The 18,487-nt window shown below is 53.1% G+C and carries 18 protein-coding genes; all 18 read left to right on the top strand.

The features are described 5' to 3' along the window. Positions 1 to 51: 51 nt before the first annotated feature. The 18 genes from asnC to pstA all read left to right on the top strand — a co-directional run bounded on the left by asnC (position 52) and on the right by pstA (position 18,446). Positions 52 to 510 carry a transcriptional regulator AsnC gene (gene asnC, locus EKN38_RS18820; protein ID WP_008500198.1) on the top strand — a complete coding sequence of 153 codons (459 nt, stop codon included), beginning with the start codon at positions 52 to 54 and terminating at the stop codon, positions 508 to 510. A 90-nt stretch (positions 511 to 600) separates the two neighbouring features. Beyond that, positions 601 to 1,050, top strand: a complete 450-nt coding sequence (gene mioC, locus EKN38_RS18815) for an FMN-binding protein MioC (RefSeq protein ID WP_014833824.1) — start codon at positions 601 to 603, stop codon at positions 1,048 to 1,050. A 374-nt stretch (positions 1,051 to 1,424) separates the two neighbouring features. Then, the gene (gene mnmG, locus EKN38_RS18805; RefSeq protein ID WP_126522516.1) at positions 1,425 to 3,314 is read left to right on the top strand and encodes a tRNA uridine-5-carboxymethylaminomethyl(34) synthesis enzyme MnmG; all 1,890 of its coding nucleotides are present in this window, start codon (positions 1,425 to 1,427) and stop codon (positions 3,312 to 3,314) included. Between the two features lie 107 nt (positions 3,315 to 3,421). Then, a complete protein-coding gene (rsmG, locus tag EKN38_RS18800) occupies positions 3,422 to 4,045 on the top strand; it encodes a 16S rRNA (guanine(527)-N(7))-methyltransferase RsmG (protein ID WP_014833826.1) in 624 nt (207 codons plus the stop codon). Between the two features lie 616 nt (positions 4,046 to 4,661). Next, on the top strand, positions 4,662 to 5,042 hold the full coding sequence (gene atpI, locus EKN38_RS18795; protein ID WP_006177553.1) for a F0F1 ATP synthase subunit I: 381 nt from the start codon (positions 4,662 to 4,664) through the stop codon (positions 5,040 to 5,042). Between the two features lie 8 nt (positions 5,043 to 5,050). Then, positions 5,051 to 5,866 (top strand): F0F1 ATP synthase subunit A, encoded by an 816-nt coding sequence (gene atpB, locus EKN38_RS18790; RefSeq protein WP_014833827.1) that lies wholly within the window; start codon positions 5,051 to 5,053, stop codon positions 5,864 to 5,866. A gap of 49 nt (positions 5,867 to 5,915) precedes the next feature. Continuing rightward, positions 5,916 to 6,155 carry a F0F1 ATP synthase subunit C gene (gene atpE / locus EKN38_RS18785; protein ID WP_000429386.1) on the top strand — a complete coding sequence of 80 codons (240 nt, stop codon included), beginning with the start codon at positions 5,916 to 5,918 and terminating at the stop codon, positions 6,153 to 6,155. Positions 6,156 to 6,203: 48 nt separating this feature from the next. Next, complete coding sequence (atpF, locus tag EKN38_RS18780; protein WP_013099406.1) at positions 6,204 to 6,674, top strand: F0F1 ATP synthase subunit B; 471 nt, start codon at positions 6,204 to 6,206, stop codon at positions 6,672 to 6,674. Between the two features lie 14 nt (positions 6,675 to 6,688). After that, positions 6,689 to 7,222: a F0F1 ATP synthase subunit delta gene (atpH, locus tag EKN38_RS18775; RefSeq protein ID WP_013099407.1), complete on the top strand. Its 534-nt coding sequence runs from the start codon at positions 6,689 to 6,691 to the stop codon at positions 7,220 to 7,222. Between the two features lie 12 nt (positions 7,223 to 7,234). Further along, entirely contained in the window at positions 7,235 to 8,776 is a 1,542-nt protein-coding gene (gene atpA / locus EKN38_RS18770; protein WP_003862367.1) for a F0F1 ATP synthase subunit alpha, read from the top strand. Between the two features lie 51 nt (positions 8,777 to 8,827). Next, complete coding sequence (gene atpG / locus EKN38_RS18765) at positions 8,828 to 9,691, top strand: F0F1 ATP synthase subunit gamma (protein WP_003862364.1); 864 nt, start codon at positions 8,828 to 8,830, stop codon at positions 9,689 to 9,691. A 31-nt stretch (positions 9,692 to 9,722) separates the two neighbouring features. Continuing rightward, positions 9,723 to 11,105 carry a F0F1 ATP synthase subunit beta gene (gene atpD, locus EKN38_RS18760; RefSeq protein ID WP_003862362.1) on the top strand — a complete coding sequence of 461 codons (1,383 nt, stop codon included), beginning with the start codon at positions 9,723 to 9,725 and terminating at the stop codon, positions 11,103 to 11,105. A gap of 20 nt (positions 11,106 to 11,125) precedes the next feature. After that, positions 11,126 to 11,545 carry a F0F1 ATP synthase subunit epsilon gene (locus EKN38_RS18755; protein WP_006177560.1) on the top strand — a complete coding sequence of 140 codons (420 nt, stop codon included), beginning with the start codon at positions 11,126 to 11,128 and terminating at the stop codon, positions 11,543 to 11,545. Between the two features lie 138 nt (positions 11,546 to 11,683). Continuing rightward, the gene (glmU, locus tag EKN38_RS18750) at positions 11,684 to 13,054 is read left to right on the top strand and encodes a bifunctional UDP-N-acetylglucosamine diphosphorylase/glucosamine-1-phosphate N-acetyltransferase GlmU (protein ID WP_014833828.1); all 1,371 of its coding nucleotides are present in this window, start codon (positions 11,684 to 11,686) and stop codon (positions 13,052 to 13,054) included. A 223-nt stretch (positions 13,055 to 13,277) separates the two neighbouring features. Beyond that, positions 13,278 to 15,107, top strand: a complete 1,830-nt coding sequence (gene glmS, locus EKN38_RS18745; RefSeq protein ID WP_014833829.1) for a glutamine--fructose-6-phosphate transaminase (isomerizing) — start codon at positions 13,278 to 13,280, stop codon at positions 15,105 to 15,107. Positions 15,108 to 15,427: 320 nt separating this feature from the next. Next, complete coding sequence (gene pstS / locus EKN38_RS18740; RefSeq protein ID WP_014833830.1) at positions 15,428 to 16,468, top strand: phosphate ABC transporter substrate-binding protein PstS; 1,041 nt, start codon at positions 15,428 to 15,430, stop codon at positions 16,466 to 16,468. A gap of 128 nt (positions 16,469 to 16,596) precedes the next feature. Beyond that, a complete protein-coding gene (pstC, locus tag EKN38_RS18735; protein ID WP_013099411.1) occupies positions 16,597 to 17,556 on the top strand; it encodes a phosphate ABC transporter permease PstC in 960 nt (319 codons plus the stop codon). Next, entirely contained in the window at positions 17,556 to 18,446 is an 891-nt protein-coding gene (pstA, locus tag EKN38_RS18730; protein WP_014833831.1) for a phosphate ABC transporter permease PstA, read from the top strand. Before pstC ends, pstA begins: the two co-directional genes overlap by 1 nt. Positions 18,447 to 18,487 lie beyond the last annotated feature (41 nt).

Below are 18,487 nucleotides of genomic sequence, written 5' to 3'. Positions count from 1 at the left end.
AAAATTTAACGCTAGAATAGAGTGATTCATTAATCTTCATAAGAAAAAGCTATGGAAAATTATCAGATCGATAATCTGGACCGCGGCATCCTGGAGGCGTTAATGGCCAATGCCCGTACCGCCTATGCCGAACTGGCGAAGCAGTTTGGCGTCAGCCCGGGGACGATTCATGTTCGTGTAGAGAAGATGAAACAGGCAGGGATCATTACCGGGGCACGTATAGATGTCAGTCCAAAACAGCTGGGTTATGACGTCTGCTGCTTTATTGGCATTATTCTTAAAAGCGCAAAAGATTATCCTTCCGCGCTGGCGAAGCTGAACGCGCTCGATGAAGTGACGGAGGCGTACTACACCACCGGCCACTACAGCATCTTTATCAAGGTGATGTGTCGATCCATCGACGCCCTCCAGCAGGTACTTATCAACAAGATCCAAACAATCGATGAAATTCAGTCCACCGAGACGTTGATCTCCCTGCAAAACCCGATCATGCGTACCATCCGCCCCTGATCGGGCAAATTCATACCCACATTTTCCACAGGTAGATCCCAGCCCGTTCACAGCGTACAATGGCCCTCTCTTTATCTGAGCGAGCGATCAATGGCGGACATTACCCTTATCAGCGGCAGCACCCTTGGCGGCGCGGAATATGTAGCGGAACATCTGGCTGAGAAGCTGGAGGATGCGGGATTTTCCACACAAACGCTGCACGGGCCTTTGCTTGAAGATCTCCCGACTGATGGGGTCTGGCTGGTGATCACTTCCACGCATGGCGCAGGCGATCTTCCGGATAACCTCCAGCCTTTATATGACGAACTGCAGGAACAGCAACCTGACCTGTCAAACGTCCGTTTTGGCGCGGTGGGTATTGGCAGTCGCGAATATGACACCTTCTGCGGTGCTATCGAGAAAGTTGAAGCGGCAGTGACCGCCTGTGGAGCAAAACAGGTGGGTGAAACGCTGAAGATCAACATCCTCGATCATGATATTCCGGAGGATCCGGCCGAGATCTGGCTGGGTGAATGGAAAAAATTACTCAAAAACGATTAAAGATCGCGCGAACAGATGTGGATAACTCTGGTTAAAAGCTCGTATTAAGCAGTAGTTATCCAAAGGACAACGGCGAAGTCGTTTTTGGCCTGTGCATAAAGTCGCGATCTGATCCCAGCTTATACGGGCCAGGATCACCGATCATTCACAGCAAACGATCCTTTCTAACTTCATGATCTTCTTTATGAGATCGGACTTATCCACAAAGGTCCTCGATCCTAATAAGAGATCACAATAGAACAGATCTCTAAATAAAAAGATCTTCTTTTTAATAGCCCAGGATCCCAATGCTTTCTCGAAAGACTAAAGTTGAGTAGAATCCACGGCCCGGGCTTCAATCCATTTTCATACCGCTTTACGCGAGGCAGACCACCATGTTTTATCAGGATCCTTTTGACGTCATTATCATTGGCGGGGGTCATGCAGGCACTGAGGCCGCAATGGCCGCAGCGCGAATGGGTCAGCAGACCCTGCTTTTGACACACAATATCGACACGCTGGGACAAATGTCCTGTAATCCGGCGATTGGCGGCATTGGGAAAGGACACCTGGTAAAAGAAGTGGATGCACTTGGCGGCCTGATGGCGAAAGCGATCGATCAGGCAGGCATCCAGTTTAGGATACTAAACGCGAGCAAAGGCCCCGCCGTACGTGCGACCCGTGCTCAGGCAGACCGCGTGCTTTACCGTCAGGCAGTGCGTACCGCCCTGGAGAATCAGCCTAACCTGATGATCTTCCAGCAGGCGGTGGAAGATCTTATTGTTGAGAACGATCGTGTCGTGGGCGCTGTCACCCAGATGGGGCTTAAATTCCGCGCGAAAGCGGTTGTCCTTACCGTTGGGACATTCCTGGACGGTAAGATCCATATCGGTCTGGATAACTACAGCGGTGGCCGTGCAGGCGATCCGCCCTCTATCCCGTTGTCACGCCGCCTGCGTGAACTGCCGCTGCGTGTGAGCCGTCTGAAAACCGGTACGCCACCACGTATTGACGCGCGCACCATTGATTTCAGCGTGCTGGCACAACAGCACGGTGATAACCCGATGCCGGTCTTCTCGTTCATGGGCAATGCAGCACAACATCCGAAGCAGGTACCGTGCTATATCACGCATACCAACGAAAAAACCCATGACGTGATCCGCAATAACCTTGATCGCAGCCCAATGTACGCTGGCGTGATCGAAGGGATCGGCCCGCGTTACTGCCCGTCGATCGAAGACAAAGTGATGCGCTTTGCCGATCGTAACCAGCACCAGATCTTCCTGGAGCCTGAAGGGCTGACCTCCAACGAAATTTATCCGAACGGCTTCTCCACCAGCCTGCCGTTCGATGTGCAGATGCAGATTGTTCGCTCAATGCAGGGGATGGAGAACGCGAAAATCGTTCGCCCTGGCTACGCCATTGAGTACGATTTCTTCGATCCACGAGACCTGAAACCGACCCTGGAGAGCAAATTCATCCACGGTCTGTTCTTCGCGGGTCAGATTAACGGCACGACCGGTTACGAAGAAGCGGCTGCGCAGGGTCTGCTGGCGGGTCTGAACGCCGCCCGCTTCTCTGCCGAGAAAGAGGGCTGGGCTCCGGCGCGCTCTCAGGCCTATCTGGGTGTGCTGGTCGACGATCTCTGCACGCTGGGTACCAAAGAGCCGTACCGTATGTTTACCTCTCGTGCGGAATATCGCCTGATGCTGCGCGAAGATAACGCCGACCTGCGTCTGACCGAAATGGGTCGTGAGCTGGGTCTGGTGGATGACGAACGCTGGGCGCGCTTCAACGAGAAGCTGGAGCGCATTGAGCAGGAACGTCAGCGCCTGAAAACGACCTGGGTCAATCCGCAGGCCGAAACCGCTGCCGAAGTGAACGCTCACTTGACTGCGCCGCTCTCCCGCGAAGCCAGTGGTGAAGACCTGCTGCGTCGTCCGGAAGTGACCTATGAGAATCTGGTGAAACTTACCGCCTTTGCTCCGGGTCTTGAAGACGCTGAAGCGGCTGAGCAGGTTGAAATCCAGGTGAAATACGAAGGTTACATCGCGCGTCAGCAGGATGAGATCGAAAAACAGCAGCGTAACGAAAACACGCTGCTGCCGGAAATGCTGGACTATCGTCAGGTGACGGGCCTTTCCAATGAGGTGATCGCTAAACTGAACGATCATAAACCCGTGTCGATTGGCCAGGCCTCCCGTATTTCCGGTGTCACGCCCGCCGCGATTTCGATTCTGCTGGTGTGGCTGAAAAAGCAGGGCATGCTGCGCCGTAGCGCGTAACATGTGTAATTCGCCCGGTGGCGCTGCGCTTACCGGGCCTACAGAACTCCGTAGGGCGGGTTAGCGAAGCGCCACCCGCCACTTAAGTCTCTCAACAGGTATTCACCGTGCTCAATAAACTCTCTCGTCTGCTGGATCAGGCAGGTATTTCGCTCACCGATCACCAGAAAAATCAGCTGGTGGCCTATGTCGATATGCTGAACAAATGGAATAAAGCGTACAACCTCACCTCCGTACGCGACCCCAACGAGATGCTGATTCGCCATATTCTCGATAGCATTGTGGTGGCGCCGTACCTGAACGGTGAGCGCTTTATCGATGTGGGCACGGGTCCTGGCCTGCCGGGTATTCCCCTGTCGATTGTCCGCCCGGAAAGCCATTTCACGCTGCTGGATAGCCTTGGCAAGCGCGTGCGTTTTTTGCGCCAGGTACAGCATGAGCTCAAGCTTGAGAACATCACGCCAGTGCAAAGCAGGGTAGAGGAGTTCCCGGCAGAGCCACCGTTTGACGGTGTCATCAGCCGTGCCTTCGCTTCGCTTAATGACATGGTGAGCTGGTGTAAGCACTTACCGGCAGAGAATGGCCGTTTTTATGCGCTGAAAGGTCAGTTGCCTGGCGAGGAAATTGAACAGCTTCCGGAGGGTTTTATGGTCGAATCCATTGAGAAGTTACAGATCCCTCAGCTCGAGGGTGAACGTCATCTGGTGATAATTAAGCCAAACAATTTTTAAAAAATTAATAAAAAATGTGGAATTTGTGCTGTTCTGTCCGTGTTAAAAAACAGCACAACACAGCGGATTTTGCCGGAGATAATTTAACCTCGTTTTTACTAAGGGTTTTCTAACGGTTAACTTCATGACCATTGTTCACCCTGAAGATAATCAACCACGAAAATATCAGCCTGCTAAAAGTGAAAAGCAGCAACCAGAATGCAATGTTAAATATTTATTAAGAATGTCAATAAAAGGTTTTTATTGTATACGGGGCTGTTTTGAAAATAGTTGCGACATTTTGTCTTTAATTTCAGAAAGATGAAATAAGGCGATTTACGTGTTTGATAAATACAACCTTATCGCAAATGTGTGTTTTGTGATCTCGTGCACGCTTTGTAGCCAACGTTTTCGCGCTGTTTGCAGTTTTGGCCGAAGGTCGGGGCTTTCATCAAAAGTTAAAAAATAGCGGTGGGGAAAAATATTTAAACATTTATTCACCTTTTCGCTACTTAATGTTTGAAATCACGGGTGCGCACCGTATAATTTGACCGCTTTTTGATGCTTGACTCTGAGCCTTAAAGGACGTTTTATACGACACGCGGCATACCTCGAAGGGAGCAGGAGTAAAAACGTGATGTCTGTGTCGCTCTTGAGTAGAAACGTTGCTCGTAAGCTTCTGTTCATTCAGTTTCTGGCTGTGATAGCAAGTGGACTGCTGTTTAGCCTCAAAGACCCCTTCTGGGGCATCTCCGCCGTGTGCGGGGGTTTGGCGGTTGTGCTGCCAAACATGTTGTTTATGATTTTTGCCTGGCGTCATCAGGCGCATACACCTGCCAAAGGCCGCGTGGCCTGGTCCTTCGCCCTCGGCGAAGTGTGTAAGGTGTTGCTGACCTTTGCTCTACTGGTGATGGCGCTGGCGGTTTTGAAAGTGGTATTCATGCCGCTGATAGCAACGTGGGTTTTGGTGCTGGTGGTACAAGTTCTGGCTCCAGCTGTAATCAATAACAAAGGGTAAAAGGCATCATGGCTTCAGAAAATATGACGCCGCAGGATTACATAGGTCACCATCTGAGCAACCTTCAGATGGACTTGCGTACATTCTCGCTGGTGGATCCACATAACCCCCCGGCCACCTTCTGGACGATCAACATCGACTCCATGTTCTTCTCGGTGGTTTTGGGTCTTCTGTTCCTGGCCATGTTCCGCGGTGTTGCTAAAAGAGCGACCAGCGGTGTTCCAGGGAAATTCCAGACGTTCATCGAAATGATCATTGGCTTCGTTCATGGCAGCGTGAAAGACATGTACCATGGTAAGAGCAAGCTGATTGCTCCGCTGGCCCTGACCGTGTTCGTTTGGGTGTTCCTGATGAACCTGATGGACCTTCTGCCTATCGATTTCCTGCCGTGGATTGGCGAGCATGTCTTCGGTCTGCCTGCTCTGCGCGTGGTTCCGTCTGCTGACGTGAACATCACCCTGTCGATGGCGCTGGGCGTGTTTATCCTGATTCTTTTCTACAGCATCAAAATGAAAGGCGTAAGCGGCTTTGTGAAAGAGCTTACCTTGCAGCCGTTCAACCACTGGGCGTTTATTCCGGTCAACCTGATCCTGGAAGGCGTTAGCCTGCTGTCCAAACCTGTTTCATTGGGTCTGCGACTGTTCGGCAACATGTATGCGGGTGAGCTGATTTTCATTCTGATCGCGGGTCTTCTGCCGTGGTGGTCACAGTGGGTTCTGAATGTGCCGTGGGCCATTTTCCACATCCTGATCATTACGCTGCAAGCCTTTATCTTCATGGTTCTGACGATCGTCTATCTGTCGATGGCGTCTGAAGAGCACTGATTTTTTACCAACACTACTACGTTTTAATTGAAACAAACTGGAGACTGTCATGGAAAACCTGAATATGGATCTGCTGTACATGGCTGCCGCTGTGATGATGGGTCTGGCGGCTATCGGTGCTGCGATCGGTATCGGCATCCTCGGGGGCAAATTCCTGGAAGGCGCTGCGCGTCAACCTGATCTGATTCCTCTGCTGCGTACTCAGTTCTTTATCGTTATGGGTCTGGTGGATGCTATCCCAATGATCGCTGTAGGTCTGGGTCTGTACGTGATGTTTGCTGTCGCGTAGTAGTTGTTTTAAAACCCCAAGCCACAGAAATTTAAGAGGTATTGTGCTGTGAACATGAACGCAACAATCCTCGGCCAGGCCATCGCGTTTATTATCTTTGTCTGGTTCTGCATGAAGTATGTATGGCCGCCTTTAATGGCTGCCATCGAAAAACGTCAGAAAGAAATTGCTGACGGTCTGGCTTCTGCAGAACGCGCAAAGAAAGATTTGGACCTTGCACAGGCCAACGCGACAGACCAGCTGAAAAAAGCGAAAGCGGAAGCTCAGGTAATCATTGAACAGGCTAACAAACGCCGTTCTCAGATCCTGGACGAAGCCAAAGCTGAAGCAGAACAGGAACGTACTAAGATCGTGACACAGGCTCAGGCTGAAATTGAAGCTGAGCGTAAACGTGCTCGTGAAGAACTGCGTAAGCAGGTTGCGATTCTGGCTGTTGCTGGCGCCGAGAAGATCATCGAACGTTCCGTGGATGAAGCTGCTAACAGCGACATCGTGGACAAACTTGTCGCTGAACTGTAAGGAGGGAGGGGCTGATGTCTGAATTTGTTACGGTAGCTCGCCCCTACGCCAAAGCAGCTTTTGACTTTGCTGTCGAACACCAAAATGTCGATCGCTGGCAGAATATGCTGGCGTTTGCCGCTGAGGTGACGAAAAACGAACAAATGGCCGAGTTGCTTTCTGGTGCATTAGCACCTGAAACCCTCGCCGCGTCGTTCATCGCCGTGTGCGGAGAGCAACTGGATGCCAACGGCCAGAACCTGATTAAGGTAATGGCAGAAAATGGTCGTCTCCGTGTGCTCCCGGATGTTCTCGAGCAGTTTGAGCACTTACGTGCCCTTAGTGAAGCTACTGCTGAAGTTGAAGTAACTTCTGCGACTGAACTGAGTCATGAACAGCTTGCGAAAATTACCGCCGCGATGGAAAAACGTCTGTCACGCAAAGTTAAGCTGAATTGCAAAATCGATAAGTCTGTAATGGCAGGCGTAATCATCCGCTCGGGTGATATGGTCATTGATGGCAGCGTACGCGGCCGTCTTGAGCGCCTTGCAGACGTCTTGCAGTCTTAAGGGGACTGGAGCATGCAACTGAATTCCACCGAAATCAGCGAACTGATCAAGCAGCGCATTGCTCAGTTCAATGTTGTGAGCGAAGCTCATAACGAAGGTACTATTGTTTCTGTAAGTGACGGTGTTATCCGCATCCACGGCCTGGCCGATTGTATGCAGGGTGAGATGATTTCCCTGCCGGGTAACCGTTACGCTATCGCACTGAACCTGGAGCGCGACTCCGTAGGTGCCGTTGTGATGGGTCCATACGCTGACCTCGCCGAAGGCATGAAGGTGAAGTGTACTGGCCGTATTCTGGAAGTTCCGGTTGGCCGTGGCCTGCTGGGTCGTGTTGTTAACACCCTGGGTGCACCAATCGACGGTAAAGGTCCGGTTGAGCACGATGGCTTCTCTCCAATCGAAGTTATCGCACCGGGCGTTATCGACCGTCAGTCCGTAGATCAGCCTGTTCAGACGGGTTATAAGTCCGTTGATGCCATGATCCCAATCGGTCGTGGTCAGCGTGAACTGATCATCGGTGACCGTCAGACCGGTAAAACCGCGATGGCTATCGATGCCATCATCAACCAGCGTGACTCCGGCATCAAATGTGTGTACGTGGCTATCGGCCAGAAAGCGTCCACCATTTCTAACGTGGTTCGTAAACTGGAAGAGCACGGCGCGCTGTCTAACACCATCGTTGTTGTGGCAACCGCTTCTGAATCTGCTGCACTGCAATACCTGGCGCCATACGCCGGTTGTGCAATGGGTGAATACTTCCGTGACCGCGGTGAAGATGCACTGATCGTATACGATGACCTGTCTAAACAGGCTGTTGCTTATCGTCAGGTTTCCCTGCTGCTCCGCCGTCCACCAGGACGTGAAGCGTTCCCTGGCGACGTATTCTACCTCCACTCTCGTCTGCTGGAGCGTGCTTCCCGCGTTAACGCGGAATACGTCGAGAACTTCACCAAAGGTGAAGTGAAGGGTAAAACGGGCTCTCTGACCGCGCTGCCGATCATTGAAACCCAGGCGGGTGACGTTTCTGCGTTCGTTCCGACCAACGTAATCTCCATTACCGATGGTCAGATCTTCCTGGAAACCAACCTGTTTAACTCCGGTATTCGTCCGGCGGTTAACCCGGGTATCTCCGTATCCCGTGTAGGTGGTGCTGCTCAGACCAAGATCATCAAGAAACTGTCCGGTGGTATCCGTACCGCGCTGGCACAGTATCGTGAACTGGCTGCGTTCTCTCAGTTCGCATCCGATCTGGACGAAGCAACCCGTAAACAGCTGAGCCACGGTCAGAAAGTGACCGAGCTGCTGAAGCAGAAACAGTACGCACCAATGTCTGTTGCTCAGCAGGGCCTGGTACTGTTCGCGGCTGAACGCGGTTACCTCGAAGATGTGGAACTGGCGAAAATCGGTAGCTTCGAAGCCGCTCTGCTGGCTTACGTCGACCGTGATCACGCTCCGCTGATGCAAGAGATCAACCAGACCGGTGGCTATAACGACGAAATCGAAGGCAAGCTGAAAGCTATCCTCGATTCCTTCAAAGCAACCCAATCCTGGTAATCGTCCGGCGGCTTGTCTCAGGACAAGCCGCCTGGCATTGAGGAGAAGCTCATGGCCGGCGCAAAAGAGATACGTAGTAAGATCGCAAGCGTCCAGAACACGCAAAAGATCACTAAAGCGATGGAGATGGTCGCCGCTTCCAAAATGCGTAAATCGCAGGATCGCATGGCGGCCAGCCGTCCTTATGCAGAAACCATGCGCAAAGTGATTGGTCACCTTGCAAACGGTAATCTGGAATATAAGCACCCTTACCTGGAAGAACGCGACGTTAAGCGCGTGGGCTACCTGGTGGTGTCGACCGACCGTGGTCTGTGTGGCGGCTTGAACATTAACCTGTTCAAAAAACTGCTGGCGGATATGAAAGGCTGGTCCGATAAAGGCGTTCAGTGCGACCTCGCATTGATCGGCTCTAAAGGCGTCTCTTTCTTTAACTCCGTTGGTGGCAACATTGTCGCTCAGGTGACCGGTATGGGTGATAACCCGTCCCTGTCCGAACTGATCGGCCCGGTTAAAGTGATGTTGCAGGCCTATGATGAAGGCCGTCTGGACAGACTGTACGTTGTCAGCAACAAATTTATTAACACCATGTCTCAGGTGCCAACGCTCACTCAGATGCTGCCTTTACCGGCTTCAGAAGATGACGAGCTGAAACAGAAAGCCTGGGATTACCTGTATGAACCCGATCCGAAACCGCTGCTGGATACCCTGCTGCGTCGTTACGTTGAATCTCAGGTTTATCAGGGCGTTGTAGAAAACCTGGCCAGCGAGCAGGCCGCACGAATGGTGGCGATGAAAGCCGCGACCGATAATGGCGGCAGCCTGATTAAAGAGCTGCAGTTGGTTTACAACAAAGCTCGTCAGGCCAGCATTACTCAGGAACTCACCGAGATCGTCTCGGGGGCCGCCGCGGTTTAACCAGGTTTACGAATTACGTAGAGGATTCAAGATGGCTACTGGAAAGATTGTCCAGGTAATCGGCGCCGTGGTGGACGTCGAGTTCCCTCAGGACGCCGTACCACGCGTGTACGACGCGCTTGAGGTACAGAATGGTAACGAGAGCCTGGTGCTGGAAGTTCAGCAGCAGCTCGGCGGTGGTATCGTGCGTACCATCGCGATGGGTTCTTCCGACGGTCTGCGTCGTGGTCTGGAAGTAAAAGACCTTGAGCACCCGATCGAAGTCCCGGTAGGTAAAGCAACACTGGGTCGTATCATGAACGTATTGGGTCAGCCAATCGACATGAAAGGCGACATCGGTGAAGAAGAGCGTTGGGCTATCCACCGCGCGGCACCTTCCTACGAAGAGCTGTCCAGCTCTCAGGAACTGCTGGAAACCGGTATCAAAGTTATCGACCTGATGTGTCCGTTTGCGAAGGGCGGTAAAGTTGGTCTGTTCGGTGGTGCGGGTGTAGGTAAAACCGTAAACATGATGGAGCTGATCCGTAACATCGCGATCGAGCACTCCGGTTACTCCGTATTTGCGGGCGTAGGTGAACGTACTCGTGAGGGTAACGACTTCTACCACGAAATGACCGACTCCAACGTTCTGGACAAAGTATCCCTGGTTTATGGCCAGATGAACGAGCCACCAGGAAACCGTCTGCGCGTTGCGCTGACTGGCCTGACGATGGCTGAGAAGTTCCGTGACGAAGGCCGTGACGTTCTGCTGTTCGTTGATAACATCTACCGTTACACCCTGGCCGGTACCGAAGTATCTGCACTGCTGGGTCGTATGCCTTCAGCGGTAGGTTACCAGCCAACGCTGGCGGAAGAGATGGGTGTTCTTCAGGAACGTATCACCTCTACCAAAACCGGTTCTATCACTTCCGTGCAGGCGGTATACGTACCTGCGGATGACTTGACTGACCCATCACCAGCAACCACCTTTGCGCACTTAGATGCAACCGTGGTACTGAGCCGTCAGATCGCGTCTCTGGGTATCTACCCGGCCGTTGACCCGCTGGACTCCACCAGCCGTCAGCTGGATCCACTGGTTGTTGGTCAGGAACACTACGACACCGCGCGTGGCGTACAGTCCCTGCTGCAGCGTTACCAGGAACTGAAAGACATCATCGCCATCCTGGGTATGGATGAACTGTCTGAAGAAGACAAACTGGTGGTAGCACGTGCGCGTAAGATCCAGCGCTTCCTGTCCCAGCCGTTCTTCGTTGCGGAAGTATTCACCGGTTCTCCAGGTAAATACGTTTCCCTGAAAGACACCATCCGTGGCTTTAAAGGCATCATGGAAGGCGAATACGATCACCTGCCGGAGCAGGCGTTCTACATGGTTGGTTCCATCGAAGAAGCTGTGGAAAAAGCCAAAAAACTTTAACGCCTTAATCGGAGGGTGATATGGCAATGACTTACCACCTGGACGTCGTCAGCGCAGAGCAACAAATGTTCTCTGGTCTGGTCGAGAAAATCCAGGTAACGGGTAGTGAAGGTGAACTGGGTATTTTCCCGGGTCACGCACCGCTGCTCACCGCCATTAAGCCTGGTATGATCCGCATCGTTAAACAGTTCGGTCACGAAGAGTTTATCTATCTGTCCGGCGGCATTCTTGAAGTGCAGCCTGGCAGTGTGACCGTTCTGGCCGATACCGCTATTCGTGGCCAGGATCTCGACGAAGCGCGAGCCCTGGAATCGAAGCGTAAGGCTGAAGAGCACATTAGCAGCTCTCATGGTGACGTGGATTACGCTCAGGCGTCTGCGGAGCTGGCCAAAGCGATCGCCAAACTGCGCGTTATCGAGTTGACCAAAAAAGCGATGTAACACCGGCTTGAAAAGCACAAAAGCCAGTCTGGATACCAGGCTGGCTTTTTTTTTCGTCCTTAATTCATGATGAAAAAGATGTAGAATTTTAAGCACCAAACGTTTTTACTTCTCACTCAAACTACCGTCAGGATGCGTATGTCAAACAGTGCGATGAGCGTGGTGATCCTTGCCGCAGGCAAAGGTACCCGCATGTATTCCGATCTGCCTAAAGTGCTTCATACACTGGCAGGAAAGCCAATGGTGCAGCATGTCATTGATGCAGCAAATGAATTGGGCGCCCGTCAGGTCCACCTGGTCTACGGCCACGGCGGCGATCTGCTTAAAAAGACGCTGAGCGATGACAACCTCAACTGGGTGCTTCAGGCTGAACAGCTGGGAACCGGTCACGCAATGCAGCAGGCAGCACCGTTCTTTGCCGATGACGAAGACATTCTGATGCTCTACGGCGATGTTCCGCTGATCTCCATCGACACACTGACTCGCCTGCGTGAAGCCAAACCGCAGGGCGGTATCGGTCTATTAACCGTTGTGCTGGACGATCCAACCGGCTACGGTCGCATTACTCGTGAAAACGGCAACGTAACGGGTATCGTTGAACACAAAGACGCCAGTGAAGCACAGCGCCAGATTCAGGAGATCAACACCGGTATCCTGATTGCGAATGGCGCCGATTTAAAGCGCTGGCTGTCGAAGCTCAACAACAACAATGCGCAGGGTGAATACTACATCACCGATATCATTGCGATGGCATACCAGGAAGGGCGCGAGATTGCGGCGGTTCATCCGGCACGTATCAGTGAAACGGAAGGGGTGAATAACCGTCTGCAGCTTTCCCGTCTGGAGCGCGTTTATCAGTCCGAACAGGCCGAAAAGCTGCTGCTGGCCGGCGTGATGCTGCGCGATCCGGCGCGTTTCGATCTGCGTGGAACGTTAGCGCACGGGCGCGACGTTGAGATTGATACTAACGTTATCCTGGAAGGTAACGTTACGCTGGGCAACCGCGTCAAAATTGGTGCGGGCTGTGTGATCAAAAACAGCGTCATCGGTGACGATTGCGAAATTAGCCCATACAGCGTGGTGGAAGATGCCCATCTTGACGCGGCATGCACTATTGGGCCGTTCGCGCGTCTGCGCCCGGGGGCTGAGCTGCTGGAAGGCGCTCACGTGGGCAACTTCGTTGAGATGAAAAAAGCGCGTCTGGGTAAAGGCTCTAAAGCCGGTCATTTGACCTATCTGGGCGATGCGGAAATTGGTGATAACGTCAATATTGGTGCAGGCACAATCACCTGCAACTATGACGGTGCCAACAAGTTCAAAACCATTATCGGTGATGATGTGTTTGTCGGTTCTGATACACAGCTGGTGGCACCGGTTACCGTGGGTAATGGGGTAACGATTGCCGCCGGGACAACCGTTACGCGCGATATCGCCGATAACGAGCTGGTATTAAGCCGTGTGCCGCAGGTGCACAAGCAGGGCTGGAAACGCCCGGTGAAGAAGAAGTAACAACAAGGCGGGTGGTGCTACGCTTACCCGCCCTACGATTAAGTTTGTCTGATAAGGCGTAGCCGTCGTCAGGCAAACCCGGAGAGGAGATAAAGATATATCTCCCCCACAAGCAGTACCCATAACAATAACCCCACTCTCTACAAGGCTCGGGGTGCCCGGAAAGGGCAAATACAGGTCAGCGACAACGCATGGCATAACGCCATAATCAGGAAATCTAACTATGTGTGGAATTGTTGGCGCAGTTGCGCAGCGTGATATTGCTGAAATCCTTCTCGAAGGTTTACGTCGTCTGGAATACCGTGGCTACGACTCTGCCGGTCTGGCAGTAGTGGATGCAGAAGGTCATATGACCCGTCTTCGCCGCCTCGGTAAAGTGCAGATGCTGGCCCAGGCCGCGGAAGAACACCCGCTGCACGGTGGCACCGGTATTGCGCATACCCGCTGGGCGACGCACGGCGAACCGTCTGAAGGCAACGCGCACCCGCATGTGTCTGAACACATCGTGGTCGTGCATAACGGCATTATCGAAAACCACGAACCGCTGCGCGAAGAACTGAAAGCGCGCGGCTATACCTTCGTTTCAGAAACCGATACCGAAGTGATTGCGCACCTGGTGCACTGGGAGCTGGCACAGGGCGGCACACTGCGTGACGCGGTGCTGCGCGCGATCCCACAGCTGCGCGGTGCGTATGGCACGGTAATCATGGACTCCCGTGACCCGTCCACGCTGCTGGCTGCGCGTTCCGGTAGCCCGATGGTTATTGGTATGGGCATGGGCGAAAACTTTATCGCTTCTGACCAGCTGGCGCTCCTGCCGGTCACCCGCCGCTTTATCTTCCTGGAAGAGGGGGATATCGCAGAAGTGACTCGCCGCAGCGTGACGGTATTCGATACCACAGGCGAGCAGGTGAAGCGCCCTGAGATTGAATCCAATCTGCAGTACGACGCGGGCGACAAAGGCGCTTACCGTCACTACATGCAGAAAGAGATTTACGAGCAGCCAAATGCCATCAAAAACACCCTGACCGGTCGTATCAGCCACGGAGAAGTGGATCTGAGCGAACTGGGTGCCAACGCAAACGAGCTCCTCAGCAAGGTTGAGCACATTCAGATTGTGGCCTGCGGTACCTCCTACAACTCCGGGATGGTCTCTCGCTACTGGTTTGAATCGCTGGCTGGCGTGCCGTGCGATGTGGAAATCGCCTCTGAATTCCGCTACCGCAAATCTGCGGTGCGTCGTAACAGCCTGATGATCACCCTTTCTCAGTCTGGCGAAACGGCTGATACCCTGGCGGCGCTGCGTCTCTCGAAAGAGCTCGGCTACCTGGGATCGCTGGCTATCTGTAACGTGCCGGGATCTTCACTGGTACGTGAGTCCGATCTGGCGCTGATGACCAAAGCGGGCACCGAAATCGGTGTGGCTTCTACCAAAGCGTTTACCACTCAGCTGACGGTTCTGCTGATGCTGGTGGCGAAACTGGCGCGCCTGAAAGGGCTGGATGCTTCTGTTGAGCATGACATTGTTCATGGTCTGCAGGCGCTGCCGAGCCGTATTGAGCAGATGCTGTCTCAGGACAAGCGGATTGAAGCTCTGGCTGAAGATTTCTCCGACAAACATCACGCCCTGTTCCTGGGCCGTGGCGATCAGTATCCGATTGCGCTGGAAGGCGCGCTGAAGCTGAAAGAGATCTCTTACATCCACGCTGAAGCCTACGCGGCAGGCGAGCTGAAACATGGCCCGCTGGCGCTGATTGACGCAGATATGCCGGTTATCGTTGTGGCACCTAACAATGAACTGCTGGAGAAACTGAAATCCAACATCGAAGAAGTTCGCGCCCGTGGTGGTGTACTGTACGTCTTCGCCGATAAGGACGCCGGTTTTGCCAGCAGCGATAACATGCACATCATCGAGATGCCGCATGTGGAAGAGGTTATTGCCCCCATCTTCTACACCGTTCCGCTGCAGTTACTGGCTTACCACGTTGCGCTGATCAAAGGCACCGACGTCGACCAGCCGCGTAATCTGGCGAAATCTGTCACCGTAGAATAATCCCTCCAGGCTCCACCTTCGGGTGGAGCTTTTACCCTGCCTGGTTTGTTTTTAATCAACGCATTCGCGTTTTTATTTATGACAATCTGTCATCTTCAGCTACTTTTTTCAGTGTCACATAAAGAAAATATTACTGAAAACTTGTTGTCATGCTTGTGGCTAACATGATGATAATTAAAGAATGTTTCGCTTAAATTTAAGCTAAACTTTCACTGTCATAAAACTGTCATAATTCGTACATTTATCTGTCACCTGTTTGTCCTATTTTGCTCATCGTAGCCACTTAAACAATGATTTACGAAATCCTTGCAGGAGACATTATGAAAGTTATGCGTACCACTGTCGCAACTGTTGTCGCCGCGACCTTATCTCTGAGCGCTTTCTCTGTATTTGCAGAAGCAAGCCTGACTGGCGCTGGTGCAACCTTCCCTGCGCCGGTGTATGCCAAATGGGCGGATACCTACCAGAAAGAAACCGGTAATAAGGTTAACTATCAGGGTATCGGCTCCTCCGGTGGCGTAAAACAAATTACCGCAAATACCGTTGATTTCGGCGCATCCGACGCTCCGCTGTCTGATGACAAACTGGCTCAGGAAGGCCTGTTCCAGTTCCCGACCGTTATCGGCGGTGTGGTTCTGGCGATCAACCTGCCGGGCGTGAAGTCAGGTGAGCTGGTGCTGGACGGCAAAACCCTGGGTGATATCTACCTGGGCAAAATTAAAAAATGGGATGACGAAGCCATCGCTAAACTCAACCCTGGCCTGAAACTGCCTTCTCAGAACATCGCCGTGGTTCGTCGCGCGGATGGTTCTGGTACCTCTTTCGTCTTCACCAGCTACCTGGCGAAAGTGAACGAAGAGTGGAAATCTAAAGTCGGTTCCGGCTCTACCGTTAACTGGCCAACCGGTCTGGGCGGTAAAGGCAACGACGGTATCGCTGCGTTCGTACAGCGTCTGCCAGGCTCTATCGGTTACGTAGAATATGCGTACGCCAAGCAGAACAACCTGTCCTACACCAAACTGGTTTCTGCTGATGGCAAGCCAGTCAGCCCGACCGAAGAGAACTTCGCCAACGCTGCAAAAGGCGCTGACTGGAGCAAATCCTTCGCTCAGGACCTGACTAACCAGAAAGGTGAAGGCGCGTGGCCAATCACGTCCACTACCTTCATTCTGGTTCACAAAGAACAGAAGAAACCTGAGCAGGGCGCTGAAGTGCTGAAGTTCTTCGACTGGGCTTACAAAAACGGCGGCAAACAGGCTAATGACCTGGATTACGCCAGCCTGCCAGACAGCGTGGTTGAGCAGATTCGTGCTGCATGGAAAACCAACGTGAAAGACAGCAGCGGTAAAGCGCTGTACTAACAGGATATATTTAACGAAGATGGCGGGTAGCGCTGCGCTTACCCGCCCTACGGCTAACGCTGTAGGCCCGGAAAGCGTCAGCGCCACCGGGCATATTCGTAAAAACGTCTCAAACAGAAGAGTATTTTATGGCTGCAACCAAGCCTGCATTTAACCCTCCGGGTAAAAAAGGTGACATGATTTTCAGCGCGCTGGTGAAACTGGCTGCGCTGATTGTGCTATTGCTGCTGGGCGGCATTATCGTGTCTCTGATTTTCTCCTCCTGGCCGAGCATCCAGAAATTCGGTTTCTCCTTCCTGTGGACCAAAGAGTGGGACGCGCCAAACGATATCTATGGTGCGCTGGTGCCGATTTACGGCACGCTGGTGACCTCGTTCATCGCCCTGCTGATTGCAGTTCCGGTAAGCTTTGGTATCGCCCTGTTCCTGACGGAACTGGCACCGGGCTGGCTGCGACGCCCGCTGGGTATCGCCATTGAACTGCTGGCGGCCATTCCAAGTATCGTGTACGGCATGTGGGGCCTGTTTATCTTTGCGCCACTGTTTGCCACGTATTTCCAGGAGCCGGTGGGTAATGTTCTCTCCGCTATTCCGTTTGTGGGGGCGCTCTTCTCCGGCCCGGCATTCGGTATCGGTATTCTGGCGGCAGGGGTGATCCTCGCCATCATGATTATTCCGTACATTGCGGCTGTCATGCGCGATGTCTTCGAACAAACCCCGGTGATGATGAAAGAGTCGGCCTACGGTATTGGCTGCACCACCTGGGAAGTCATCTGGCGTATCGTCCTTCCGTTCACCAAAAATGGGGTGATCGGTGGCGTGATGCTGGGCTTAGGGCGCGCTTTGGGTGAGACCATGGCGGTGACCTTTATCATCGGTAACACCTACCAGCTCGACAGTGCCTCGCTTTATATGCCGGGTAACAGTATTACCTCCGCGCTGGCGAACGAATTTGCCGAAGCGGAATCCGGGCTGCACGTGGCGGCGCTGATGGAGCTGGGTCTGATCCTGTTCGTGATTACCTTCATCGTGCTGGCGATCTCCAAGCTGATGATCCTGCGTCTCGCGAAAAATGAGGGGGCACGCTAATGGCAACTCTCGAAATGCAAAGCACCACTCAGCTTGCGGAATCACGCCGCAAAATGCAGGCGAAGCGTCGCTTCAAGAACCGTATTGCGCTGACGCTCTCGATGGCGACGATGGCCTTCGGTCTGTTCTGGCTGATCTGGATCCTCTTCTCGACCGTGGTTCGCGGTATCGACGGCATGTCTCTGGCGCTGTTCACTGAAATGACGCCGCCACCGAACACCGCGGGTGGAGGACTGGCGAACGCCCTGGCAGGCAGCGGATTGCTGATCCTGTGGGCGACAGTATTCGGTACGCCGCTGGGCATTATGGCGGGTATCTATCTGGCAGAATATGGCCGTAAATCCTGGCTGGCGGAAGTGATTCGTTTCATTAACGACATCCTGCTCTCTGCCCCGTCTATTGTGGTGGGTCTGTTTGTTTACACCATTGTGGTGGCACAGATGGAACACTTCTCTGGCTGGGCGGGTGTGATTGCGCTGGCGCTGCTGCAGGTGCCAATCGTCATTCGTACCACCGAGAACATGCTGAAACTGGTGCCGGACAGCCTGCGTGAAGCGGCGTATGCGCTGGGAACACCGAAATGGAAAATGATCTCCGCGATTACGCTTAAAGCCTCTGTCTCCGGGATCATGACCGGTATTCTGCTGGCCATTGCCCGTATCGCGGGTGAAACGGCACCGCTGCTGTTTACCGCGCTCTCCAACCAGTTCTGGAGCACGGACATGATGCAGCCGATCGCCAACCTGCCGGTGACGATCTTTAAATTTGCGATGAGCCCATTCGCGGAATGGCAGCAGCTGGCCTGGGCCGGGGTGCTGATCATCACCCTTTGCGTACTGTTGCTGAACATTCTGGCGCGCGTCATTTTCGCGAAGAAGAAACACGGTTAATTTTTTACGGCGCGGCAGCTCGCGGCGCCGAATGAGGAAAT

Origin of the sequence: Enterobacter sp. WCHEn045836 (assembly GCF_003965585.1) — a bacterium.
Classification (GTDB): Bacteria; Pseudomonadota; Gammaproteobacteria; order Enterobacterales; family Enterobacteriaceae; genus Enterobacter; species Enterobacter dissolvens.
Note: the sequence above shows the minus strand (reverse complement) of the source record. Positions and strands in the feature narration are given on the sequence as shown.